21 protein-coding genes and 1 tRNA gene are annotated in these 23,788 nt (G+C 41.5%); 11 read left to right on the top strand and 11 right to left on the bottom strand.

The features are described from left to right. The first annotated feature begins 2 nt into the window (after positions 1-2). From BBW65_RS01875 to lepA, 11 genes are all read left to right on the top strand, one after another. Positions 3-383, top strand: coding sequence for an ExbD/TolR family protein (locus BBW65_RS01875; protein WP_233702135.1), 381 nt, complete (start codon positions 3-5; stop codon positions 381-383). 67 nt (positions 384-450) lie between these two features. Beyond that, a complete protein-coding gene (rpmH, locus tag BBW65_RS01870) occupies positions 451-585 on the top strand; it encodes a 50S ribosomal protein L34 (RefSeq protein ID WP_027327788.1) in 135 nt (44 codons plus the stop codon). After that, positions 545-979 (top strand): ribonuclease P protein component, encoded by a 435-nt coding sequence (rnpA, locus tag BBW65_RS01865; protein WP_083985989.1) that lies wholly within the window; start codon positions 545-547, stop codon positions 977-979. Before rpmH ends, rnpA begins: the two co-directional genes overlap by 41 nt. Further along, positions 972-1,343 (top strand): membrane protein insertion efficiency factor YidD, encoded by a 372-nt coding sequence (yidD, locus tag BBW65_RS01860; RefSeq protein ID WP_066338935.1) that lies wholly within the window; start codon positions 972-974, stop codon positions 1,341-1,343. The genes rnpA and yidD overlap by 8 nt, the downstream gene beginning before the upstream one ends. A 3-nt stretch (positions 1,344-1,346) precedes the next feature. After that, the gene (gene yidC, locus BBW65_RS01855) at positions 1,347-2,972 is read left to right on the top strand and encodes a membrane protein insertase YidC (protein WP_066338933.1); all 1,626 of its coding nucleotides are present in this window, start codon (positions 1,347-1,349) and stop codon (positions 2,970-2,972) included. Then, positions 2,969-3,721: a Jag N-terminal domain-containing protein gene (locus BBW65_RS01850; RefSeq protein ID WP_066338930.1), complete on the top strand. Its 753-nt coding sequence runs from the start codon at positions 2,969-2,971 to the stop codon at positions 3,719-3,721. The genes yidC and BBW65_RS01850 overlap by 4 nt, the downstream gene beginning before the upstream one ends. Next, positions 3,702-5,051, top strand: a complete 1,350-nt coding sequence (gene mnmE / locus BBW65_RS01845; RefSeq protein WP_066338929.1) for a tRNA uridine-5-carboxymethylaminomethyl(34) synthesis GTPase MnmE — start codon at positions 3,702-3,704, stop codon at positions 5,049-5,051. The genes BBW65_RS01850 and mnmE overlap by 20 nt, the downstream gene beginning before the upstream one ends. Then, complete coding sequence (locus BBW65_RS01840; protein ID WP_066338927.1) at positions 5,052-5,756, top strand: methyltransferase domain-containing protein; 705 nt, start codon at positions 5,052-5,054, stop codon at positions 5,754-5,756. Beyond that, complete coding sequence (gene trpS, locus BBW65_RS01835; protein ID WP_066338926.1) at positions 5,753-6,733, top strand: tryptophan--tRNA ligase; 981 nt, start codon at positions 5,753-5,755, stop codon at positions 6,731-6,733. Before BBW65_RS01840 ends, trpS begins: the two co-directional genes overlap by 4 nt. 82 nt (positions 6,734-6,815) lie before the next feature. Beyond that, positions 6,816-8,219, top strand: coding sequence for a Do family serine endopeptidase (locus BBW65_RS01830; RefSeq protein ID WP_083986168.1), 1,404 nt, complete (start codon positions 6,816-6,818; stop codon positions 8,217-8,219). Positions 8,220-8,299: 80 nt separating this feature from the next. Beyond that, complete coding sequence (lepA, locus tag BBW65_RS01825) at positions 8,300-10,093, top strand: translation elongation factor 4 (protein ID WP_066338917.1); 1,794 nt, start codon at positions 8,300-8,302, stop codon at positions 10,091-10,093. Between the two features lie 1,954 nt (positions 10,094-12,047). On the opposite strand, the gene BBW65_RS01820 is transcribed toward lepA, so the two are convergent. The 11 genes from BBW65_RS01820 to aroQ form a co-directional block, all read right to left on the bottom strand. Next, entirely contained in the window at positions 12,048-16,502 is a 4,455-nt protein-coding gene (locus BBW65_RS01820) for an autotransporter outer membrane beta-barrel domain-containing protein (protein ID WP_083985985.1), read from the bottom strand. A gap of 180 nt (positions 16,503-16,682) precedes the next feature. Then, positions 16,683-16,760, bottom strand: a tRNA-Pro gene (locus tag BBW65_RS01815). Between the two features lie 21 nt (positions 16,761-16,781). Next, a complete protein-coding gene (glyQ, locus tag BBW65_RS01810) occupies positions 16,782-17,666 on the bottom strand; it encodes a glycine--tRNA ligase subunit alpha (RefSeq protein WP_066338911.1) in 885 nt (294 codons plus the stop codon). After that, on the bottom strand, positions 17,666-18,529 hold the full coding sequence (gene fliY / locus BBW65_RS01805; protein WP_066338909.1) for a flagellar motor switch protein FliY: 864 nt from the start codon (positions 18,527-18,529) through the stop codon (positions 17,666-17,668). Before fliY ends, glyQ begins: the two co-directional genes overlap by 1 nt. Before the next feature lie 11 nt (positions 18,530-18,540). Next, a complete protein-coding gene (gene fliM, locus BBW65_RS01800; RefSeq protein WP_066338907.1) occupies positions 18,541-19,593 on the bottom strand; it encodes a flagellar motor switch protein FliM in 1,053 nt (350 codons plus the stop codon). Continuing rightward, positions 19,586-20,284, bottom strand: a complete 699-nt coding sequence (locus BBW65_RS01795) for an RNA polymerase sigma factor FliA (protein ID WP_066338905.1) — start codon at positions 20,282-20,284, stop codon at positions 19,586-19,588. The genes fliM and BBW65_RS01795 overlap by 8 nt, the downstream gene beginning before the upstream one ends. Continuing rightward, positions 20,284-20,613 carry a hypothetical protein gene (locus BBW65_RS01790; RefSeq protein ID WP_066338898.1) on the bottom strand — a complete coding sequence of 110 codons (330 nt, stop codon included), beginning with the start codon at positions 20,611-20,613 and terminating at the stop codon, positions 20,284-20,286. The genes BBW65_RS01795 and BBW65_RS01790 overlap by 1 nt, the downstream gene beginning before the upstream one ends. 12 nt (positions 20,614-20,625) lie before the next feature. Next, complete coding sequence (locus BBW65_RS01785) at positions 20,626-21,489, bottom strand: MinD/ParA family protein (RefSeq protein WP_066338896.1); 864 nt, start codon at positions 21,487-21,489, stop codon at positions 20,626-20,628. Then, positions 21,486-22,775: a flagellar biosynthesis protein FlhF gene (gene flhF / locus BBW65_RS01780; RefSeq protein WP_066338894.1), complete on the bottom strand. Its 1,290-nt coding sequence runs from the start codon at positions 22,773-22,775 to the stop codon at positions 21,486-21,488. The genes BBW65_RS01785 and flhF overlap by 4 nt, the downstream gene beginning before the upstream one ends. An 11-nt stretch (positions 22,776-22,786) precedes the next feature. Then, a complete protein-coding gene (gene folK, locus BBW65_RS01775) occupies positions 22,787-23,257 on the bottom strand; it encodes a 2-amino-4-hydroxy-6-hydroxymethyldihydropteridine diphosphokinase (protein WP_066338893.1) in 471 nt (156 codons plus the stop codon). A gap of 24 nt (positions 23,258-23,281) precedes the next feature. Continuing rightward, positions 23,282-23,755 (bottom strand): type II 3-dehydroquinate dehydratase, encoded by a 474-nt coding sequence (gene aroQ / locus BBW65_RS01770; protein ID WP_066338892.1) that lies wholly within the window; start codon positions 23,753-23,755, stop codon positions 23,282-23,284. Positions 23,756-23,788 lie beyond the last annotated feature (33 nt).

The raw sequence follows: 23,788 nt of genomic DNA, 5'->3' as shown, positions 1-23,788 counted from the left end.
AAATGGATTCTATGAATCTAGTTCCTTTTATTGACATTATGCTTGTTTTGCTTGTGATCGTGCTAACTTCTGCGAGTTTTATCCAAACTTCCAAAGTGCCTATTGATATTCCAAAATCTCAAGAGGATGGCGTGGGGCAAAAAAAGAATGAAGAAAAAGAAGTCGTGATTGCTATTGACAAAAAAGGAGAGATTTTTGTAGGTGAGGAGCGTGTGGGACTCAAAACTTTGGGGGTGCGTCTTGAATCAATGGACAAAAAAACGCATATCATTTTGAAAGGCGATAAAAAAAGTCAATTTGATGTTTTTGTGCAAGTGATGCAGATGTTGCAAAAATACAAAATCAACAATGTCTATATTTTGGTGCAAGAAAAGCAAAAATAAAAGAGAAAAATAAGAAAAACAAAGGCATAATTGCAACTTTGCAATTTTCTACAAAGAAAGGTTTAAAATGAAAAGAACTTATCAACCACACAACACTCCACGCAAGAGAACTCACGGATTTAGAGTGAGAATGAAAACAAAAAATGGTCGCAAAGTGATCAATGCACGCCGTGCGAAAGGCAGAAAGCGTCTATCAGTCTAAAATGGTGACGCTTAAAAGCAAAGCAGAATTTGACTTTGTCTATAAGTATGGTTTTAGACAGCATTGTAAGATTTTGAGTCTTTACACAATCGACATTCCGCATTTCAAGACCGAGAACAAAGTTTTTACTTACAAAGAGAGAAAAGCCCTATCCTTGTTTTCTGCAGTCAGAGAGGATTATTTGATAGGCTTGAGTGTGTCCAAAAAAAACGGCAATGCCCCTCAACGCAACAAGATCAAGAGGCGTTTGCGTGCCTTTTGTCGCAATCATCAAAAAGATTTGCAATCTCATATTTTGCTTTTTGTGGCAAGGGATGGGATTTTGGATTGCACTTATAGTGCTTTGGAAGAAGAGATTTGGAAAATGCTCAACAAAAGAAGAAAGAGTGTATAGAATCCGATTTCCCAAAGCCTTTTTGATGGCTTTGCTTAGATTGTATCGCCGTTACATCTCTCCATTATTCCCGCCAACTTGTCGCTATCATCCAACTTGCTCTACTTATGCGATGGTGATTTTGCGTTTTGCACCCCTTTGGTATGCTTTGCCTTTGATTTTTTGGCGTCTTTGCCGTTGTAACCAAATGTTCAAAGGAGGATATGATTATCCGTGCGTTTGGGTTTGCCTGAAGCGTGAGGAGATGGTTTTTTTGCCAATTTCTATCACATTTTGGGTGATTCCTAAGAATAATAGCTATACTTTCAATTTGTTTTATCACAAGATAGAATTTCAAGCTTATATCATCACAAATCAAGGATAGATAATGAAACATATACCACCCCCCTATGAGGACCAATCTTTTTCGATGACTAGGATGCTTGTCGCGCTTGTTGTCACTATTGGTGCTTTGAGTCTTTATACTTATTTTTTCCCTCAACAACCCATACAACCCAAGGAAAATGTCGCACAAGTGGCAACGCATAACGCTCCTAGCACTGCTTCCAAAGTGACCCAAGCTAGCACTAGCCCACAAAATGATTTGTTGCTTGTAGTGAAAGCAAAAGACTTTGATATCGAGTTTGATACGTTAGGTAGAATCAAACAAGTGTTTTTGAAAAACAAAAAATTCATCACCCCAAAACAAGAAAGCCTGTTGGCTAAGCTTTTTGGCGTCCAAGATAAACAAGAAGAGCTCAAGGCTTTGCCTTTGTTGCAAGAAGATGGGATACGCCCTTTGGAGGTGCGTTTCGCTGATGTTACGCTCAATCAAAAAGCTTTTGAGGTGCGTTATAGCACGGCACAAAAGGAGATTATCCTTGATGATCAGCCTGTTAGCTTTGTGTTGGAGCAAAAAATCGGAGAAGTGGTGTTGAGGAAACATCTGACAATCAAACCAAATATGAGTTTTGAGATCACAACTTCTTTGGAGGGTTCCAATAGTGTGTATTTCCTCACCAATGGAAGTCGTCCGATCGCTGATTCGGATCAATATGCTTTTTTGGGGACGATTGTGCAAAAAGAAGGTGGGAGTTTGGAAAAACTCGCAGATGGGGATTTGGCAAATGAGGAGATGACACTCAAGCACGCTGTTTTTGCCTCTAGTGTCGATCGCTATTTCACGACACTTTTGTATTCCAAAGAGGGGTTTGAAGTCATCGTTGATGGCAAGATAGCATCTAGTAGTCCGATCGCTTTTGTGCGAATCCAAGACACTGCAAACATTGGTGGATATATTGGACCCAAAAATTACGATGCACTCAAAGCAATCTATAAGCCTTTGGGCGATGTCGTAGAATATGGGATGATTACATTTTTTGCCAAGCCTTTGTTTTCTCTACTTGAGCTATTGTATGGGGTTTGTGGAAATTGGGGTTGGGCAATCGTGCTTTTGACAATTATTGTGAGATTGGTGTTGTTCCCATTGAGTTACAAAGGTATGATGGGGATGCAGAAGCTCAAAGAAATCGCTCCACAGATGAAAGAATTGCAAACAAAATACAAAGATGATCCACAAAAGCTCCAAGCCCAAATGATGGCACTTTATCGCAAAAATGGTGCCAATCCTTTGGGCGGTTGTCTGCCATTGCTTTTGCAAATCCCTGTGTTTTTTGCAATTTACAAGGTTTTGTATTGTGCGGTGGAGCTCAAAAGTGCCCCATGGATTGGGTGGATACATGATTTGTCTGCGATTGATCCTTATTATGTGTTGCCAGTGTTTATGGGCGTTACGATGTATATTTCTCAGATAATGACCCCAACCACCTTCACAGACCCAATGCAGGAAAAAGTATTCAAGCTTTTGCCTGTGTTTTTTATGTTCTTTTTTATTATCTTCCCATTCCCCGCAGGTTTGGTGTTGTATTGGAGTGTGAATAACATTCTTTCGATCATTCAACAGATGATCATTAATCGCATCGTAGAAAAACAAAAATCAGGAAAAGTCAAATGAAAAAAATCAGTGCAACAACTTTACAAGAAGCGTTACAAAAGGCAAGTGTAGTTTTTGAGTGTTCTGTGGCAGAGATAGAGTATGAGATTGTCTCAGAGCCAAGTAGTGGGTTTTTGGGCATAGGGCGTCGTGATGCTGTGATAGTGGCTCGCAAAAAAGACATCCAGCCCACAGAGGTGAGAAACCAACAACAACCCAAAGATCAGAAGGTGGAGAAACATATTAGAGAGAAAAATCGTGCCTTTGAAAAATGCGATGGAATTGAACAGAACTTTTTCAAACAACCAGATGGCGAAATCGAAGAAGACATCCGAAGGCAAGTGCTCAATCTATTTGCCTTGCTTCCTTATGAGATAGGGGATATCAAAGTCCAGATCGGTCATCAGCAAAGTGTCAATCTTGAGTTTGTTGGCAATGATTGTGGATTGCTGATAGGTGAAAAAGGCTATCGCTATAGTGCGATTTATCATATTCTCTCCATTTGGCTCAAAAAAGAATATGATTTGAATCTACGTTTGGAGATTGCAGATTTTCTGAAAAACAAAGAAAAAAAGATTGAAGAATATTTGGAAGAAAATTTTGATCGTATGAGCTCTAGGGGGACTTTTCAAACCAAGCCCTTTGATCAAGTCTCTGTGTATTTGGCATTGAAAAGATTCCGTGCGGCTATCCCTCATCGCTACATCGTATCCAAACCGCTCTCTGAAAACGAAAGTATCATCGTTATCAATGACTTCAAAGGCAAATAGCTCAACAATCGTTGCGATTTCTACTGCTCTAGGGCGTGGAGCAGTGGCTGTGGTGCGACTAAGCGGTCCCCACGCTTTGGAGATTGTTTGCAACATCACACGCAAACAAAAGTTTCAACCGCGTTATGCAACTCTGTGCCACATCTATGATGGCGATGAATTGCTTGATGAGGCGATAGTGATTTATTTCAAAGCTCCATTGAGCTATACGCGTGAAGAGGTGTGTGAGATCCAGTGCCACGGCGGTGCAGTGATTGCACACAGAATCTTAGAGCTGACACTAGAGTGTGGGGCGACTTTGGCGCGCAATGGTGAATTTACGCAACGAGCGTTTTTGAACGGACGGATTGATCTCTCTCAAGCTCAGGCGATTTCTCAAATGATTAGTGCCAAAAGTGTCCAAGCGCAAAAAATTTTGGCAAAGCAGTTGCGTGGAGATCTCAGCCTTTTTGTCAATGAATCAAGGGATAAACTTCTAGAGGTTTTGGCATACAGTGAAGTGATGATTGATTATGCAGATGAGGATTTGCCTCAAGATTTACTCTCCTCAATGCAAAAAAAAATCCTAACATTGCAAAAGATTCTAGAAGAGATTTTGGAAACTTCGGCAAGACGCACTCAAATCTTTGATGGCTTGACTTTGAGTATCATAGGCAAACCAAATGTTGGCAAAAGCTCTCTGCTCAATGCGATTTTGGCGTGTGATCGTGCGATTATTAGCAATGTTGCTGGGACTACAAGGGATACGATTGAAGAGAGGGTCAATATTGGTGGCGTGGAGCTGTGTATCGTGGATACTGCAGGGATACGCCAAAGCCAAGATGAGATCGAAAAAATTGGCATTGAACGCAGTTGTGCGATGATTGCCAAAAGCGAGATTGTGCTTGCGGTGTTTGATGCCTCAAAGCCTTTGGATTCGGATGATGAGGAGATTTTGGCTTTGTTGCAAACACACAAAGACAAAGAGATTGTGCTTGTGCTCAATAAGGCAGATTTGCCACCAAAAATCAAGCCAGACACATTGCCGTTTTTGAGCATTTCTCTCAGTGCCAAAGAATCCCAAATCGCTCCTTTGATGGAACATCTCAAGGGTTTGGTGCAGACACAAGACAATGAGGGCATCGTGCTTTCAAATGCTTCTCAAATCCAAAGTGTCAAAATGACTTTGAAATCCTTGCAAGAAGCCCAAAAGGAGCTTGAAGCAGGAATGCTAGAGTTTTTTTCTTATAATCTCAAAGAGGCGATTGCACACCTTGGACATATCACAAAGCCTTACAAAACAGAAGATTTGCTTGATAAGATGTTTGGAGATTTTTGCTTAGGGAAGTGAATGCGTTATTTTTCTTTTGATCAGCAGGCTGAGAGTTATGTATCTTGTGCGTTGGCTCAGAGGGTTTTTGCACAGACACTTGTCCTAGAGATAGCAGAGAGGCTCGGTAGAGGGTTTGATAGGGTGGCAGATTTGGGGTCTGGTAGTGGAGAGTTGCAAGCGATTTTCAATCAAGAAGGGATTGCTTATCAAGAGTTTGAAGCGTGTGATATTTCCTCCAAGATGCTCCATCTCTACCCCAAAACGCATAACACTCAAGTCTTTTGCCAAGATTTTGATGTGTTTTTGCAAAGGGGGGGGGACTATGATTTGGTTTGCTCTAGCTCGGCATTGCAATGGGCGAGGGATCTGTCAATGACTTTGGAGCGTATATCTTTGCAGACACAAAATGTAGGGCTATGTATCATCACTGATCGCACCTTTGGAAGTTTGCATCGTTTTCTTGGCACTTTTTCGCCTTTGTTATCCACCCATAGAGTGATGGAGCTTTTGGAGCGGTATTTTGATGGATATATGAGAATCAAATGCATAGAATTGCAAATGCAAGATTCTCGAGAAATTATGACGCATTTACGCAGAAGCGGTGTGATGGGTGGAGGCGTTCTTGGTTATAATCAAGCCAAAAAAATGTTGCAGTTTCAAGGCAGTCTTGAGTATGAAGCTGTGATTTTTGTCGGCAAGTCTAAAAATAAGGAGACAAAATGAAAAGAGTGTTTTCAGGGATTCAGCCCACAGGGACAATGACATTGGGGAATTATCTAGGTGCTGTGCAAAATTGGGTGCGTATGCAAAAAGAATATGAGAGTATTTTCTGCGTGGTGAATTCTCACGCGATTACAACCTATCAAGAGCCCAAACTTTTGGTAGAGCAAACTTATGATATGGTGGCGATGCTCCTAGCTTGTGGAATCTCATCTGACAAATCTAGCCTTTTTGTGCAAAGCGAGATCGATGAACATCAAGCGATGAGTTGGATTTTGGATTGCCATATCCCAATGGGCGAGATGGAGAGGATGACACAATACAAGGACAAGCAAAAAAAACAACCCAAAAACATCAATGTCGGCTTGTTCAATTACCCTGCATTGATGGCAAGTGATATTTTGCTCTATCAGACAGAGTTGGTGCCAGTAGGAGAGGATCAGAAGCAACATTTGGAGCTGACTAGAAATGTGGCAGAAAAGTTCAATCGAGATTTTGGGGATACATTTGTGGTGCCAGAGCCTTTGATTGCCGAGACGGGTGCAAGGATTATGGGGCTTGATAATCCAGAAGCCAAGATGAGCAAGTCCTCTCAAAATGAAAATCACGCAATCTTTTTGCTTGATAGTGCTGATGTGATTGCCAAAAAAATCAAAAAAGCAGTCACAGACACAGAAGCATTGATCGCCTTTGATCCTCGACGCAAGGGAGTGTATAACCTATTGTGCATTTATGAGCTTCTCAGTGGCAAAAGCCGTGAAACAATCGAAAATGAGTTGAGTGGCAAGGGATATGGGATACTCAAAGAAAAAGTAGCAGAATCTGTGATTGAGACTTTGAGTCCTATCGCACAGGAATATAGGCGTATCAGAGAGGACCGATCCTATCTTGATAGCACACTTCAGAAGGGTAGGGAGCGTGTTTTGCCCATCGCTCAAAAGACTTACAAAAAAGTCAAAGAAGCGATAGGTTTGTTGTGATTTGTTCTCAAGGCATTTACACAATGAGAATAAGCTACGAGTTTATTTTAATCTTAAAGGAGTTTGAGTGAAAAAACACTTGATGTTATCGTTTGTTTTGAGTGCTGGTTTGCTTTCTGGTTTTGAAGTGGCAGAAATGCCAAAGATACAGGAGAGAGTCGCTCCAAATGTGTCAGATACTAAGATTTATTCTTTTAACCACGCGATTGAAAAGGCGACAAAAGTCGTTGTCAATATTTCAACACAAAAGAAAATCAAAAATCAAATGAGTGAGCACCCATTTTTCAATGACCCATTTTTCCAGCAATTTTTTGGAGATATGTATAACCAAGTTCCACGCGAAAAGATTGAGCGTTCTTTGGGAAGTGGTGTGATTGTTTCTCAAGATGGTTATATCGTCACCAACAACCATGTGATTGATGGTGCAGACAAAGTGATGGTTTCTCTGCCCGGGAGCAACAAAGAATACAAAGCAAAAGTGATTGGGACTGATTCTCGTAGCGATTTGGCAGTGATCAAGATCGAGCAAAACAATCTCCCATTTATCCATTTCGCTGATAGCTCGTTGCTCAAGATCGGAGATATGGTTTTTGCGATCGGCAATCCATTTGGAGTAGGGGAAACCGTCACACAAGGGATCATCTCCGCACTCAACAAAAACGGAATCGGAATCAATGATTATGAAAACTTCATCCAAACTGACGCTTCAATCAATCCGGGGAATTCAGGTGGGGCTTTGGTGGATAGTCGTGGGGCATTGATTGGAATCAACACTGCCATCATTTCAAGAAGTGGCGGGAATCAAGGGATTGGGTTTGCCATACCTTCTGAAATGGTAAAAAAAATCGTCAAGCAACTCATCGAGCAGGGGAGTATCCGTCGTGGGTATTTGGGCGTTGGGATTCAGGATGTTAGTGCGGATTTGCGTGATACTTATGGGGACAAAGATGGTGCAGTGGTGATCAGTCTTGATGAAAACTCTCCAGCCAAAAAAGCAGGATTGATGGTTTGGGATCTCATCACAGCGGTTAATGGGCGTCCGATCAAAAACTCCGCAGAGCTACGCAATCTCATCGGCTCACTTGCTCCAAATGAAAAAATCACTCTCACCTATATGCGTGACAAAAAAGAAAAAACAATCTCTCTTGTTTTGTCAGAGCAGAAAAATACAGGCAAAAATGGCAAAAAACAAGGAGGCAATCAAGCGGGGATTGATGGGGTAGAGGTGCAAGAAATCACTCCCAAAATGCGTCAGCAAAATCGTTTGCCTCTTGAGATTCAGGGAGTGTTGGTGAGTTCTCTCAAAGATGAAAGCAAAGCCTATGAGGCAGGATTGCGTGCGGGAGACATTATCGCACAGATTGAAAACATCACAATCACCAATCTTGAGAGCTACTACAAAGCACTCAAGCAATTCAAAAATCGCGATAAACGCGTGTTGGTCTATACTCAAGGTGGAGTCAAAACCATTTTGATCAAGAATTGATAGTCTTTCTTCTAGGGGGTGGGGCTTTGGGGGTTAAACTTATTGTAAAATCACCATTATTTTTTCTGATAGGATCGTGGATGCAAAATATTCGTAATTTTTCAATCATTGCACATATTGATCACGGCAAAAGCACACTTGCAGATCGTTTGATACAAGAATGCGGTGGGATCAGTGAGCGTGAGATGAGAGCACAAGTGATGGATACGATGGAAATCGAAAAGGAGCGAGGGATCACCATCAAAGCCCAATCTGTGCGTCTTGAGTATGTCTATCAAGGCAAAACCTATATTCTCAATCTTATTGACACTCCGGGGCATGTGGATTTTAGCTATGAGGTGAGTCGTAGCTTGAGTAGTTGTGAGGGGGCTTTGCTTGTGGTGGATAGCACGCAAGGAGTTGAAGCCCAAACTATCGCAAATGTCTATATCGCACTTGATAATCATCTAGAGATTTTGCCGGTGCTCAATAAGATTGATCTGCCCGCTTCTGATGTCGCAAAAGCAAAAGAAGATATTGAAAACACCATCGCCCTTGATTGCTCTGAAGCATTAGAAGTGAGTGCCAAAAGCGGGATAGGAATCCAAGCATTGCTAGAAGCAATCATCGAAAAAATCCCCGCACCTAGTGGCAACCCCGATGCACCGACCAAAGCACTGATCTATGATTCTTGGTTTGATAATTATTTGGGGGCTTTGTCTTTGGTGAGGGTGATTGATGGAAGTATCTCAATTGGGCAAAAAATCACAATGATGCACACGGGCAAAACTCACGAGGTTTTGGGCTTGATGTATCCACACCCAATCAATCAACGCAAAACCAATAAGCTTGAGTGTGGCGAGATAGGCATCGTCTCTTTGGGATTGAAAAGCTTGACAGATATCGCAGTGGGGGATACGATGACAGATGAGGGCAATCCTACAGCTAACCCTGTAGATGGGTTTGTCCCTGCCAAACCTTTCGTGTTTGCTGGAATCTATCCAATCCAAACAGATCGTTTCGAGGAACTCAGAGAGGCACTCAACAAACTCAAGCTCAATGATTCAGCACTTGATTTTGAGCCTGAGACTTCCGTTGCTTTGGGCTTTGGGTTTCGTGTAGGGTTTTTGGGGCTTCTGCATATGGAGGTGGTTAAAGAGCGTCTTGAGCGTGAGTTTGATTTGGAGTTGATCGCGACTGCTCCCACGGTGGTTTATGAAGTGCATTTAACCAATGGAAACATAGTCAATGTCCAAAACCCTAGCCAATTGCCCCCAGAGCAAACCATCGCCAAGATTTTGGAGCCCTATGTCAGAGCCTCTATCATCACGCCTTCAGAGTATTTGGGCAATGTCATTGGGTTGCTCAATCAGCGTCGAGGGGTGCAGGAAAAAATGGAATACATCAATCAGAGCCGTGTGATGCTTGTGTATGCTTTGCCAAGCAATGAAATCGTGATGGATTTTTATGACAAGCTCAAATCAAGCACAAAGGGCTATGCGAGTTTTGATTATGAGATGATTGAATACCGTGAGGGGGATTTGGTCAAGCTTGATGTGCGTGTGGCTGGAGATGTGGTCGATGCCCTCTCAATCATCGTAGATCGCTCCAAATCTTATCAAAAGGGTAGGGCATTGGTTGAGGCGATGAAAGAGCTAATCCCACGCCAACTTTTTGAAGTCGCGATACAGGCGAGTGTGGGGAACAAAATCATCGCAAGAGAAACCGTGAAATCTATGGGTAAAAATGTGACAGCAAAATGCTATGGCGGGGACATTACAAGGAAACGCAAATTGCTTGAGAAGCAAAAAGAGGGCAAGAAACGCATGAAAGCGATTGGCAAGGTAGAGCTTCCTCAAGAAGCGTTTTTGAGCGTGCTAAAGATTGATGAATGAATGTGTTTCACAAAATCTCTACCGGAAAAGCACATTTTCTAGTTTTTCAAGCTTGGTTTGGAGTTTCTTTTCAAGTTGGCTTGAGCAAAGCACCCTTTATACAATTCTAGAATCCCCTAGGATCTCTCTTAAGGGGGTCAAGGGGAACTTATAGCAATCGTTCCCCTTATCCCCCTTAACAACCCCCATAACCCCAGCATTGCATTAGCAAGGCTCGTTCAAGATTACATTGACTTGGAATCTTTTTGGGTTCTACAAGGTTGGTTTGGTCAGCAGTTGTTTATGCTTATATTGAAATATCGAGGGTTTATATATTTTGTGATTTTTTAAAAGATTGTAAATAGATTCTAAAAATCTAAGAATCCAAAGAATCAAAAATGCTTTCACAAAGATTCTAAGATTCAAGATTCAAATCAATAAATCTAAAATCAAATCAAAAAACCACCAAACAAGAATCAAACTCAAATATTGCACTCTATCGTTGGGTTGTCACACAAAAAGCGGGCAGGGGTTTGGGGGATTTTAAGGGGGATAAGGGGGGTGCCTCGCAATAAACCCCCTTGTCCCCCTTATAGAAAAAAGCAAAGTGGGATTTGATGATTAAGAAGTGTGCTTTGGCAAAACCAATCTCAAAAACTAGAAAACAAATCAAGAATTCTCTAAATCTGTGCTTCACTCAAACCAGGATTCAGCAATCAAAGAATCACCAAAGAGTATAGAGCCTCTCAAGCCAATTTCAACACAAGAATCCAATCGCAAAAAATGACTAGTAAATGGTGTTTTGCACAAATGAGATTTGAGGTGATTCTAGAATCTAATGGGGTTTTATTTTTGGGATTGGTTTTGCAAAAGCACATTTTCTAGTTTTTCAAGCTTGGTTTAGATTCTCTTTCTTTTCAAGTTGCCTTGGATAAACCACCCTTTATACAATTCTAGAATCCCCTAGGATCTCTCTTAAGGGGGGCAAGGGGAACTTATAGCAAGCGTTCCCCTTATCCCCCTTAACAACCCCCATAACCCCAGCATTGCATTAGCAAGGCTCGTTCAAGATTACATTGACTTGGAATCCTTATTTGGTTCTACAAGGTTGGTTTGGGAAGCAGTTGTTTGTGCTTATATTGAAATAGTGAGGGTTTTGTATTTTTTAGGGTTTTAAAAGATTGTAAAGAGATACTAAAGATTCCAAGAAACAAAAACCAAATCAAATAATCAGAAAGAAAACCAAGATTCAAGATTCAAATCAAAAGTAAAAATCTAAGAATCAAAAATGCTTTCACAAAGATTCTAAAGATTCTAAGAATTTAAAGAATCTAAACAAAAACAAGAATCTAGAATCAAGATTCAAATCAAAAAACCACCAAACACAATAAAACAAACATATTGCACTCTATCGTTGGGTTGTCACACAAAAAGCGGGCAGGGGTTTGGGGGATTTTAAGGGGGATAAGGGGGTGCCTCGCAATAAACCCCCTTGTCCCCCTTATAGAAAAAACAAAGTGGGATTTGGAAGCCAAGAAGCGTGCTTTGGCAAAAGCAAAAATTAAAAAGAGAGACAGCGGACAGCGTTTTGTGAAACCGCACTTTTGGTAATTTCAGAATCCTTTTTGGTTCTACAAGGTTAGTTTGGGAGGCAGTTTGCCGTGATTGTATGAAATAATGAGGCTTTGTGTTTATGGTTTTGTTTGGCGTTGGGGGTTAAGTATTGAGTTTTGTAAAACACCCCTGCCTATCGGACAATAGGCAGGAAGGAGATTCTAAAGAATCTAAATGAAAACAACAGCACAATTTGTCTGTAGGAGCATTCTAAGGGACATTTGACACCAAATGCCCCACCAAAGGCTCGATACTTCTTATAAGGAATGATGATCCTTATCCCCTTTTAGCCCCCCTTTGCTTTTATTCACCCCCTTTCCCCTTTGCTTCTGAATCACCCCCTCCCCCTTTTAGTATCCCACTACTGATTAGCAGCTTTTGCTCTTGTGTCTTTGGCTTTGTTGGAGATAGTAGGAACTATTTGATCTTTTTCTGTTTCCTCTGTAGGAGTATTTCCTACTCTCAAAGGAGCAGTGGTTTGTGCTTTTATATTCTCAATACTTGTTTTCTCTCCAAAGCTATATCTAGCTCCTAGATTGAATTGGAGTTGTGTCCTTAGTTTGTCTCCAAAGCTTTTCTCTACATCCACATAGACTCTAGTGGATTGATTAAGCTCTAGATTGCTTCCTACATTTAAAACCACTCTACCATTGGAAGCAAACTCAGGATTGTAAGCTTTTGTTGTGCTTGTAGTGAGTTTGTTGGATCCTCCTGTGACAAGATCATATTCATAGAATGTTCCAACATAAAGAGAGATGTTTTTGTCTTGTTCTACAATCTTTTTACCAAAACTAGCTCCTAGTCTAGTTCTAGTCAAAAACACACTCTCTTGGAGTGCTTTGAGTTGATTGCCTTTACCACTTCTAGTTTTCATCTTGGTGGTGAAGTCAGATTGATTGAGATAACCTAAGCTTAACTCTAATTGTGGATCAATGAAATAATCTTGTTGTTCTCCTAGAATGAAACGATAACCCACTTCATTGGAGAGAGTGAATCCTAGATTGTTTGCAGTGTTGTTGTGATCACTACTATTGCTCAAAGAAAAATCAGAAGTGATATAGCTGAGTTTGGCAATTGTGTCATTATAAAGACCTACATTGCTCACATAAGAATTGTAAAGAGCAATTTCATATCCACTTGATTGGATATTGGAGAGATAGATAGTATTGATACCACTCACATTGATTGCATTGCTAGCTTGAGTGGCTTTGTTGCTCTCACCCTTAGAGTGCATATAAGAGAATGCAAGTCCTATGTAGTTTTTGGCACCCTCTGTTTCTAGTGCATAATCATATCCTCCTTGAGCAGTCACATAGCTTGTGCGTGCTCCCAATCCAAAGTTAGATTCTTGGAGTCCTCCAAACACTCTAGCCCATACTCCTTGAGTGTAAGGATTGTCTCTAAGTTCTCCCATTCGTTTGTTAAGAGAATTGAGGTTTGCAATGTATAAATCATAATTGATAGAGAGAGCAGAAGTGAGAGCTTGTTGGGTGGTATTATCCACTCCTAGACTGATTGCTTTGCCTAGGAAGTAGGTGGTGTAGTCACCACTCTCTTGTGCTTTGCCTTTATCTGTTGCCCCATTGACTTTACCATTTGCATTTGTGGCTACTTTGACGAATTCGACTTGAATCTTTTCTCCACCATTGATTGTTTCAATGGAGGTGAATGTGGCTAGGGCATTATTGACATTATCGCTATTATCTCTATTTTTTATGGTAGCGACGGCAATGTTGTGTTCTGTCTCTGTGCCACCACTTGAATATTTGATACTTGAAGTTTGGCTAGGGTCGATAGCAACGGCAATCTGTTCTTTGAGAGCAGTGTTGCCTTGATTGTTGTTTCCTACACTTAAGATGACAACACGATCAGAATAGGCGTGTCCGTAGGTGCCACCACTTGCTCCTACACTTGTGCCTCCGATTTTGCTACCTTCTTGTGTTGCTTCAGTATCCACAGAGACAACAAAGGTGAGGTTGCTTGAAGAGAGTCCTACACTTTGTGGATCTGCTTGGTTTGTTTTTCCAATCTCTAGGAGGTTGAAGTTGTGGGTTGTCCCTAGATTAGTTTGAGCATTGCTTGAGAGATTGATTTTGCCTGATTTGGCACCAGTGCTGAGTTTGAGGGTGTCTGTTTTGATTTTTTCATTTGGAGATTGAAAACTCAGTGTGCTTCCATTTCCAATCTCTGTGGTTGTGATAGTAGCAGTCCCATTTGTAAGATTGAGAGTGGATTCTGTGGCGTTGGCAGTAAGCTTAGTGATTTGGTTGGTTTGTCCTTTTAGCGTGAGGGTGGAATTGCCGTTAAAAGCAATGTTTGTGCTTCCTGCAGTAGTTTCAATCGCTTGTTCTATGGTTGCATTGGCACCATTGGCAAGATTGAAAGTTGTGGTGGCTCCTTGAGCTGTGGTGGTGATTTTGGAAGTTTCGCCACTTACTACACTCACTCTTGAATCCCCTGCATTGAAATTGAACTCTATATTCCCTGAAGTGTTCTCAATGTTGTTTTTGAGTGCTAGGGTGGTTATCGCTCCATTACCTGATGTTGGGGATTGGAAGTTGAAAATGGTTTGAGCAGAATCAGTTGGCGTTCTTGTATCAGTGGTATGATTGGATTTTTGATTCTTGATAGTGCCTTGCACTTCCACATTGTTGCCATTAGTGATATTAAAAGTTGTAGTGTTTTTCTCGTTTATATTTCCTCCACCTTGAGTAGTGATATTGCCTTTAATCGTTGTGTTGTTGCCTTTAAAATTAAAGGTGAGTTTGGCATTTTTATCCCCTTTGTCGTGTCCTACAACGATATTCCCCTTTCCGCTTTCATCACTATTGTTTTTGACATCAAGCACTCCATTGTTTCCATTGAAGTTGAAAGTCATTCCGGGTCTTGCGTTGGTGCTCCCTCCTCCAACATCGATTCCAACATTACTAATGCCAATGCTTGCATCACTGCCACCTTTCACCTCGATGTTGTTGTTGTCCCCATTGAGATTGAATGTGGTTTGCCAACCTTGCCAAGTCTGTCTTACTTCTTTTTGTAAAGTAAGCGTAGTGCCGTTGTTTTCAAGATTGATGATATTGTTTCCACCACTGTAAGTAACGATAGAGTAAATATTGTTGCCAGGTGTGGCTGTTGTGCCATTTTCTGCAATCCCATTTGCTCCGATTGTATTGCTAGCTTTGCTGATAAAAATATTATTAATTCCATCATCAGCAGAGAAAATTCCATTACTAATTGTTAGGCTATCTACAAAAACAACATTTTCCCCTTTATATTGGGAATAGATTCTATCGGCATTTAACATTTCAGTAGAAATGATATTACGATGATAGGTGTCATTATAATAACCGTTTGAGCGACGTGATAGAATGCCACTTTGAACAGTTAAATTCTGCACAAAGATTCCATTTGTTCCCCCTCTTTCTTTGAAATTATCAGTAACCCTAATTTGATTGACTGTGAGCTCGCCTTTGGCTCTACGCTCTTTTGTATAAGTGGAGATTTTATTATACTCCGAGCTTTTGAGTAAGGTTTCATCAATGTCTAGCACCAAGTCTTTTGCTTCACCATTATTACCATTTGCAAATTTTAAAAGCCCCTTTCCGATGTAGTTACGCCCTGCATTATGATCGCCTTTTGATTCGATTGTATTGATTTTAAGTGTGCCATTTGATTTAGCATCAAGACTAATAACATTGAGGCGATCACCAGACACCCAATCTTCTGTTTTTAGATTGTCTAGATACAGAGTGGCACTGCCTTTGAATTGAATCAAATTGTGGGCTTCTGTATTGGAAAAACCTGATGAGGCTACAGTGATATCCATACGATTACTTTCACTTTCTCCGATTTGCCCATTGCCTTCAAAAAGGATTCGATTGTGAGCATTATTCCTGCCCTTTCCGTGTTCTCTGATTCCAGCCCAAGCATAAATACGCTTTGTATTGGCACTTGCTTTGGCTTTGATGACATTAGTTGTGTTGCCGTGTTGTTTAAAAGTGATATTGACATTGGTGTCAGAGCCATCCCAATCGCCCCAGCCTACGCCATTAATAAAAAAGCTTCCATACGATTCAATATTTCCCTCAATATTTCCACCATCTTTAAAAATGAAGTTTTGTCCTCCTTGTGCTATCCTTGTTGTCAAATTACCCTTAAGACTTGCTCCATTTTCAAAAGTGAAATTTGTTTTAATTCGTGTATATACTTGCTCAGGGTCTGTAACAAGCTGTCCTTCAATATTGATATCACCTACCATATCCCCTTTGAAAGTGGCTTCTACGCTGTCACCACCATTTTTATAGTTATTGGCTAAAACTTTGATATTGCCCTTAAGGGCTGTATTTGAAGTGTCATTTGTTACGCCTTCAAAATTAAGAATAGCTTTGCGAGAAAGGTTTTGTTCAAAATCTCCTTTTGGGGCTTTTCCAAAATCAATCGTGAGGGTGCCATTGGTATTATCGCTTTTGAGTAGCTGAAGCCCCTTATCTTTGTTGGTAAGCTTGATTTGAGTGTTCAAACCTTTTAGAGTGAATGTGGATGATGCGAAATCTGCACTTGTGGTAAGAGAGTGCTGGAACTGCAATGTAAGATCTTGCAAGGCTGTGCCACTGCTATCTTGCAGTTGGTTGAATGTCGGAGACGAAGCTCCTGCACTGATTTGCACTTGAGTTATTGGTCTGAAAAATTGCCCATTGTTGAAACTATAGCAGATCGCACTTGTGTTGCCATTACAATCTGTGGCTGCGCTTGCCACACTTGCACTAAGTGCCAATGCCAACGAAGTGGCGATGAGGGGCTTGTAAGATTTCATCATACCCCCCCCCCACTATATTTTTAGTTGTCTTGATTACCTTTTGCATGTAAATGTCTCCTTTAACTGCGAAATCTAGCGATTTTTAGAATACCTTAAATCAAGTGAATTATATAAGAAATCTTAAAGAATTAAGATAAAAACAAGCTTAAAATCCAAAGCAGGAAGTGTGAGTTGAGAGAATGGTCGGAGTAGCGGGATTCAAACCCACGACCTCACCCACCCCAAGGGTGCGCGCTAATCAGGCTGCGCCATACTCCGAAGTCGTAATTATACACAAAATTAGTGGGATTTTTGTATCCTTGCGTTTCTCTCTGCCTCTTGTTCTTTGTAGAGCGTGGCACAGGCTTTGGAGAGTTCGCGGATTTTGAGGATGTAGTTTTGTCTTTGTGCGACAGAGATGGCTTTGCGTGCATCAAGGACATTGAAAAAGTGGCTAGAGAGCATCGTGTAGTCGTAGGCAGGGAGCGGGAGCTGTGCTTCAATCGCGCGTTTGGCTTCTGATTGGGCGTTTTCAAACATTGCAAAAAGCGTAGAGATGTTGGCGATTTCAAAATTGTATTTTGAAAATTCATATTCTGCTTGTAAATGCACATCTTTGTAAAGCACGATAGAAGAATCATTGGCATATTGGATGTCAAAGATATTATCCACGCCTTGTATATACATCGCAAGGCGTTCGACTCCATAGGTGATCTCTACTGCTGTTGGGGTGCAGGGGATACCACCGACTTGTTGGAAGTAGGTGAATTGTGTGACTTCCATACCATCAAGCCATACTTCCCACCCAAGCCCCCACGCTCCGAGAGTCGGAGACTCCCAGTTATCTTCGACGAAACGAATGTCGTGCTTGGATCTGTCAATACCCAATGCCTGAAGGGATTGCAGATATAGCTCTTGGATGTTGCTAGGTGAGGGCTTGATCAGGACTTGAAACTGATAATAAGTCCCGAGTCTGTTTGGATTTTCTCCATAGCGTCCGTCGGTGGGACGGCGACTGGGGGCGACATAGGCGACGCTCCAAGGGGTAGAATCTAGACTTCTGAGCAAAGTCGCAGGGTGGAAAGTCCCTGCACCTGCGGGAATGTCATAGGGTTGCAAGACAAGGCAGCCTTGAGATTTCCAAAACTCTTGGAGGGTGAGTAAAATATCGCATAAACTTTTCATTATCGCACCTTGATTTGTTCTAGTCGTTCTTTGCGTGTGCCAATCTCTGTGATCTGCACTCCGAAGTTGCCATCGACGATGACCACCTCACCTCTAGCGATAGGCTTGTCATCGACAAGGACTTCTAGTGATTCGTTGGCGAGTTGGTTGAGCTCGACCACGCTTCCTATATCCATCGCGATCACATCTTTGAGGAGCATCCGTTTCTGTCCGATACGCACATGCAAAGAGAGTTTGATGTCTAGAAGCATTGAGATGTTTTTGAGTTCCTCAAGGGTTACTTGACTTGTGTGGGAGCTGTCTTCTTGTGCCTGTTGGGCGGGTTGGGATTCTCCAAAAAGTCGGTTGAAATGATCGACAAACTCCACTGAAGCAAGATTGATGATGTAGGATTGGATATTGTTGATTTGGATGTCATAGTGCCATGCACGGATGTATTGAGAGAGATCTTGTCCTTGTGTAATGATTTGGGCATCCAAGATTTCAAAGCTCATTGATGGGAGCGTTTTGTCTGCTGTGAGGGCTGTAGAAACTGCTCCTAAGATATTGTTGGAAATCTCTTTGATCGCATCGACATCATCAGGGGTGATTTCTTCGGTAGATTCTCCGTCTCCACCCAACATCAAAGAAGATAGGGCTGTGGCAAGAGGGGCTGGGAAAATCATCGCAATATCTGCGTCTTGCATTCCCTCAGATCGGCATTTGCCGGAGATGAGAATGTAGGGAAACTCCATATTGGAGTTTTCCAATAGCACGACATCTTTGTAGGACATTTCAGGCTTGATCCCTAGAAGTCCTTCAAGAGTGGCGGTGCTTTCTTGAACAAAAAGTGCGGTAAGAGCTTTGAAAGTCTCTGCTAGCATATTGGGTCCTCCTAATCTTCTTCGCTAGATTTTACTGCTTGAATTTTACGCTGTTCTTCAAGAAGTTCTAACATTTCTTTGACTTCATCTTTTTCGGTGCGAATCGCTTGTTTGATACGGATACTTTTGCGATACCTTTGCAATCCAATTTCGGCGATGTATTTTTCCCTGCCATCGATACTTACGATGACTTCATCATTTGCGGGGCAGTCTAGACGGATGATGTCCCCCTCTTTGAGCTCTAGCACCTTTTGCAGACTCAAAGAGGTGTTGCCCAAGCCCACACTGACAATCACGCCAGAGCCTCCTAGGAGTGCTTGTAGTTCTCTATTGCGACTTTTTTTGGCATTGGTGCCATTGAGCATCAGATCGCGACTGCCAAGCCTTGAGAGGATCGCCTCTAGTGAGATGACAGGATAGCATAGATTCATCATTCCGCGAGAATTGCCGATCACAATCTCCATCACAACCATAATCACAATCTCGTTTTGTGCGACGATTTGCACGACTGATGGGCTTGTCTCTTTGGTGTCAATCACGGGATAAAACTCTGTAACGGGTGCCCAAGCCTCTCTTAGATTTTGCATAATCTGATAGAGAATAGAATCAAGGAGATTGAGCTCAATGCCACTAAACTCTCTATCGTTTGTGTAAGGCTCTCCTTTGCCCCCTAGCAAACGATCGATCATAGGGAATGCAATGCTAGGATTGATTTCTAGCACTCCTGTGCCATCAAGAGGACGCATAGAGAACACATTGAAACTCGTGGGGTTGGGCAAACTCATCAAAAATTCCCCATAAGTCATCTGATCCACACTATAAAGGCTGATTTCTACGATAGAACGCATTGCCGCAGAGATCTGAGATGAAAGGCTCCTAGCAAGTTTGTCGTGGATACCGCGGAAGGCTCTTAGCTGCTCTTTGCTGACGCGATTGGGGCGTTTGAAATCATAAAGCACGACATCGTTGTGACGACTTTTGGCGACAACTTCTCCCTCCGTGTCATCGTTATCAACGACTTGCAATAGTGCATCAATTTCTTCTTGACTTAGAATATCAGCCATTGATGTCTCCTAGCGAGGATCGGATTTTTTTGATGACCTCTTTGTTGATTTGGGAAATGCGTGATTCTGTGATGTTGAGTATTTGTGCGATTTCGCTTAAGTTGAGCTCTTCGAAATAATAAAGCTGAATCACCATTTGCTCTCTCTCTGAAAAACTTTGCAAGATTTGATGAATCTTTTCGATGAGTTCTTCTTGCTCGATACGCATTTCTGTGTTTTCTTCTTCTAGGGCAGTGTATTGCTCATCAATGGGGATGAGTGCGTAGATGTCTGAAGCGATACGCGCTTCTTTGATTTTTTTGACATCTTCGTTGAGGGCTTGGGCGAGATAGGCATCATCAGGCTCACAATCGTGCTCATTGAGATATTTGGTGATTTCATAATCTATCGCTTTGACCAATCTGCGTGAGGAGCGTGAGAGGACATCAAGATTGCGTAGATAGTCTAGCATTGCTCCATTGACGCGTATTTTGGCAAATCCCCAAAAAGAATCATTGATATTGCTATCATAACGCCTTGCCACTTTGATGAGCTCTTCTGTGCCAATAGAGATGAGATCGGCAAAATCCACAGAGCTTGGCAACCTCTCTTTGAGGCGATATGCCATCGCTTTGACTGCGGGGAAGTATTGCAGTGCAAGTTCATCTTGAGAGTATTTTAGATTTTGTGTGTAGCCATTGTGCGTTTTCATTATGGTTTCTTATTGTCAGAGATTTCTTGCAAATCGATTTTTTTGATGTAGTCTAGAATATGCTCAAGCTCTTTTTCTCTGTGTTGGAATTGCTCGATGTAGTATTCTAGATTGTGCTCCAATCGTTTTTTGCTGAATTTTTGTGTTTCAAAATCCACAAACCAATAAAAAGCAGAGGTGCTCAAAACGGCAATGAGATAAAAAATAGAAGTGATGATTATCGTCGAGAGAACCACCAATCCACCATCATCAAATGCGATGAATCCAAAGATGAGACCGAGAAAGAAACCTCCAACAATCGCAAGAGAAATAAAATTGTCTGATCTCATAGTGTTCCTTATTTATAGGTATTTGAGCAATCTTTGGAAAAAACCACCAAAGCCACTTTGTTCATTGTTAAGCACTTTGCGTTCCTTTTTTTGCAAAATCAGTTTTGCAATGTCGCTCACCTGCATTGAGGCATAATCACTAGGATCGACTTTGGCAAACAATGTGCGTCCTCTCGTGGCAGAGGAAACGGAAGTGGAGGCTTGAATGTATCCAAGCATTTCTAGTTTGAGTGAGGGCATATTTTTTTGAGCGATTTGTTTCATTTTGAAAAACACATTTTCGGCTTCTTTTTTGGATTTGACCATATTGAGAATCATAAAGATTTGCTCTCTTTCTTTGGCGTTGATTTTGATCGTGGCATAAGCGTCTGTGATGGCACTTGGATCGGGCATAGTGACGACAAGAAGCATATCACTTGCATCCAAAAACTTTTGGGTGATCCCGCCAATCCCTGCACCAGTGTCAATGATGAGAAAATCAATATCCTCTAGAAAAGAGCCTTTTGAGATGAGTTTATTGACAGAATGCTCATTGATATAAGAAAAGACTTCATCGCCACTATCTCCGGGAATGAGATATAGCCCGTTTTCTACAGGGATGACAATATCTTTTAGCTCGGCTTCGCCTTTGAGGACATGTAGGATGTTTTTATGGACTTTGACGCCAAAAATCAAGTCTAGATTAGCCAATCCAATATCTGCATCAAAAACTGCAGTTTTGTAGCCAAACTTGGAGAGAGTGTAGGCGAGGTTGGCACTGATGTTTGATTTCCCTACGCCTCCTTTGCCACTTGTGATGGCGATAATTTCTGTTTTTTTGTTGCCATTGTTTTGGTTGGCTACGAGTTTGTATAAATCTGTGGCTTGGTGCTTCATAAGCTATCCTTTTGTGGTTTGCTAAATCCTTCAAGTAGGCAATCGACCAAAAATTCATTGTTTGCGACCAACAAATCATTGGGGACGCTTTGCCCGATTGAAAAATAACTAACAGGTTTTTTGGTATCGCAAATCAAAGAAAACACATTGCCAAAAGTTCTGCTTTCATCGAGTTTGCTGAAAATAATGCTATCAATTTCAATCGTGCTAAAAGATTGATAAATGTCTTTGAGATCTTCGTATTTGGTGCTAGCTGATAGGACAAGGCTCACATCGATTTTGTATCCATTATCCACATAGCTTTTGAGATTCTCAAGTTTTTGTTTGTCGTATTGCGAGTGCCCTGCTGTGTCGATCAAAATAAAATCGCAATAATGCAATCGCTCAATCGCACTCACAAGCTCGGCAGAATCATCCACGCGTTCGATTGCAAGTTTCATCATTCTTGCATAGGTGTTGAGTTGTTCCATCGCAGCGATTTTGTATGTATCTAGGGCGATGATTCCGACTTTGTAGCGTTTGGCAAGCATCAGAGAGTATCTTGCGGCAAGTTTGGCAAGAGTGGTGGTTTTGCCCACGCCTGTGGGACCTACAAACATAATGATGTTTTTTTGAGTGAGTTCTAGGTTTTCATTGCGACAGGTGATCATTTTGCGTAACACTTCTCTGAAGTATCGTTTGATTGTCACGGAGTTGGAACGCATTTGCAAAGGCATTAGCTCAAGGCTAAGATCCATAATGGCATCAAGTTTTTCTTTGTCAATCCCGCTATTTTTGGCGATGTTGTAAATCTCTGCAAACTCTTGTGGGATTTTGCTCCCTTGTTCTGTGGGTTTGCGTTCTTCCCAAAACATACTCTGTATGAGTTTCAAACGATCATCTATGCTTTCGATTTCTTTTTTGATTGCTTTGAGGTCGCTTTGGTTGATTTGTTGTGGTGGGGTCGTGGGGTAGGTGTGTTGTTTGAGCGTGGAGATTTGATCCATTGTGTTTTGGATCTGTTGGGTTTGTGCTTCATTGAGAGTGATTTTGTCTTGTTTTTTCTTATTGAAGTTGCGTTGAGCCATCTCATCTAGCCGTTTTTTGATGCTGTTTTGTGGCTCTTGTTTTTGCTCTTGCTCCTCTGCCTCTTCCACTGCGATGACGACTTCATAGAGTCCTTTTTGTCCAAGAGATTTTTTGCGTAATTCTTTTGTGTGCATAATGATTGGATCAGGTCCGTGGCAACTTTGAGCTTTTCTCAAAGCTTCTGAAGGAGTTTCGCCAGTGTAGGTATAAAGCTTCATTTTTTCCTCTCTTAAACTAAAGTATGAAAACTCAATGGAATCAAAACTGATTCGCGATTTTGCCACTCTTTGTGTGGGATTTGCAAATAAGGTCTGTGTAATTTTACTTGATTAAAGTATAAAAGGTCAATATCTAAAGTGCGAGGAGCGTTTGGAAATACTCTTTTTCTTGCGCGTCCAAAGCGTCTTTCCCAATAAAAAATCATCTGAAAGCAGTCTATGAGGCTTTGGTTGGTGCTGATTTGCAAAGTGAAATTATAAAAATCTGCTTGATGTGCATAGCCAAAAGGTGGATTTTTGTAAATAATAGAAGTGGATAAAACTTGCACCAATGGGTTGTTTTGGAGATAGAGGATGAAGTGTTTGAATCGCTTGAGACAATCGCCGACATTGCCACCTATGCCTAGCAAAATTTGGTTTTTGAAGCGTTTGCGTGTGGTGAAAACTTTTGGAAACAAAGGGGTTTGGATACAGGCTCTCATTGTGGGCTTCCGCGAAGGGAAGACTTAGGAGTTTTTTTGCTGTGCTTCTGAGATGGCTTTGATCTCATTGATGATTTGAAACAGAGAAATGAGTGCAAGGTGGTAGCCAAATGCACCAAAGCCACTGATGATACCTGCACTCACTGCCGCTGTATAGCTTTTGTTGCGGAAGTCTTCGCGTGCAAAAATATTGCTCAAATGCACTTCAACACAAGGAATCCCACACGATGCGATCGCATCAGCAATCGCAACTGAAGTGTGTGCATAAGCCGCAGGATTGATGATGAGTCCGCTGTATTCTCCACCAACGCATTCTTGAATCTTGTCGATAATCTCACCCTCAAAATTGCTTTGGAAAAATTCGAGCTCCACTTGGTTTTGTGCTGCCATATCTTGCATATTTTTGTGGATTTGTTCCAAGGTCACATTGCCATAGATTCTTGGGTCGCGATGTCCCAAAATATTGAGGTTTGGTCCTTGTATAACGAGTATTTTCATTGTGTTCTCCTAGATGGTCTAATAAGATTTGGA

The organism is Helicobacter enhydrae (assembly GCF_001693335.1).
GTDB lineage: Bacteria > Campylobacterota > Campylobacteria > Campylobacterales > Helicobacteraceae > Helicobacter_G > Helicobacter_G enhydrae.
Note: the sequence above shows the minus strand (reverse complement) of the source record. Positions and strands in the feature narration are given on the sequence as shown.

What these genes read in the sequence shown, in the direction of transcription:
- BBW65_RS01875 (WP_233702135.1), top strand. Translation starts at nt 3, where the DNA reads ATGGATTCTATGAATCTAGTTCCTTTTATTGACATTATGCTTGTTTTG.
- yidC (WP_066338933.1), top strand. Translation starts at nt 1,347, where the DNA reads ATGAAACATATACCACCCCCCTATGAGGACCAATCTTTTTCGATGACT.
- BBW65_RS01795 (WP_066338905.1), bottom strand. Translation starts at nt 20,284, where the DNA reads ATGAAAACGCACAATGGCTACACACAAAATCTAAAATACTCTCAAGAT.
- trpS (WP_066338926.1), top strand. Translation starts at nt 5,753, where the DNA reads ATGAAAAGAGTGTTTTCAGGGATTCAGCCCACAGGGACAATGACATTG.
- BBW65_RS01820 (WP_083985985.1), bottom strand. Translation starts at nt 16,502, where the DNA reads ATGATGAAATCTTACAAGCCCCTCATCGCCACTTCGTTGGCATTGGCA.
- fliY (WP_066338909.1), bottom strand. Translation starts at nt 18,529, where the DNA reads ATGCTAGCAGAGACTTTCAAAGCTCTTACCGCACTTTTTGTTCAAGAA.
- fliM (WP_066338907.1), bottom strand. Translation starts at nt 19,593, where the DNA reads ATGGCTGATATTCTAAGTCAAGAAGAAATTGATGCACTATTGCAAGTC.
- mnmE (WP_066338929.1), top strand. Translation starts at nt 3,702, where the DNA reads ATGACTTCAAAGGCAAATAGCTCAACAATCGTTGCGATTTCTACTGCT.
- rnpA (WP_083985989.1), top strand. Translation starts at nt 545, where the DNA reads ATGCACGCCGTGCGAAAGGCAGAAAGCGTCTATCAGTCTAAAATGGTG.
- BBW65_RS01785 (WP_066338896.1), bottom strand. Translation starts at nt 21,489, where the DNA reads ATGAAGCACCAAGCCACAGATTTATACAAACTCGTAGCCAACCAAAAC.
- aroQ (WP_066338892.1), bottom strand. Translation starts at nt 23,755, where the DNA reads ATGAAAATACTCGTTATACAAGGACCAAACCTCAATATTTTGGGACAT.
- rpmH (WP_027327788.1), top strand. Translation starts at nt 451, where the DNA reads ATGAAAAGAACTTATCAACCACACAACACTCCACGCAAGAGAACTCAC.
- BBW65_RS01840 (WP_066338927.1), top strand. Translation starts at nt 5,052, where the DNA reads ATGCGTTATTTTTCTTTTGATCAGCAGGCTGAGAGTTATGTATCTTGT.
- folK (WP_066338893.1), bottom strand. Translation starts at nt 23,257, where the DNA reads ATGAGAGCCTGTATCCAAACCCCTTTGTTTCCAAAAGTTTTCACCACA.
- lepA (WP_066338917.1), top strand. Translation starts at nt 8,300, where the DNA reads ATGCAAAATATTCGTAATTTTTCAATCATTGCACATATTGATCACGGC.
- BBW65_RS01830 (WP_083986168.1), top strand. Translation starts at nt 6,816, where the DNA reads ATGTTATCGTTTGTTTTGAGTGCTGGTTTGCTTTCTGGTTTTGAAGTG.
- BBW65_RS01850 (WP_066338930.1), top strand. Translation starts at nt 2,969, where the DNA reads ATGAAAAAAATCAGTGCAACAACTTTACAAGAAGCGTTACAAAAGGCA.
- BBW65_RS01790 (WP_066338898.1), bottom strand. Translation starts at nt 20,613, where the DNA reads ATGAGATCAGACAATTTTATTTCTCTTGCGATTGTTGGAGGTTTCTTT.
- glyQ (WP_066338911.1), bottom strand. Translation starts at nt 17,666, where the DNA reads ATGAAAAGTTTATGCGATATTTTACTCACCCTCCAAGAGTTTTGGAAA.
- flhF (WP_066338894.1), bottom strand. Translation starts at nt 22,775, where the DNA reads ATGAAGCTTTATACCTACACTGGCGAAACTCCTTCAGAAGCTTTGAGA.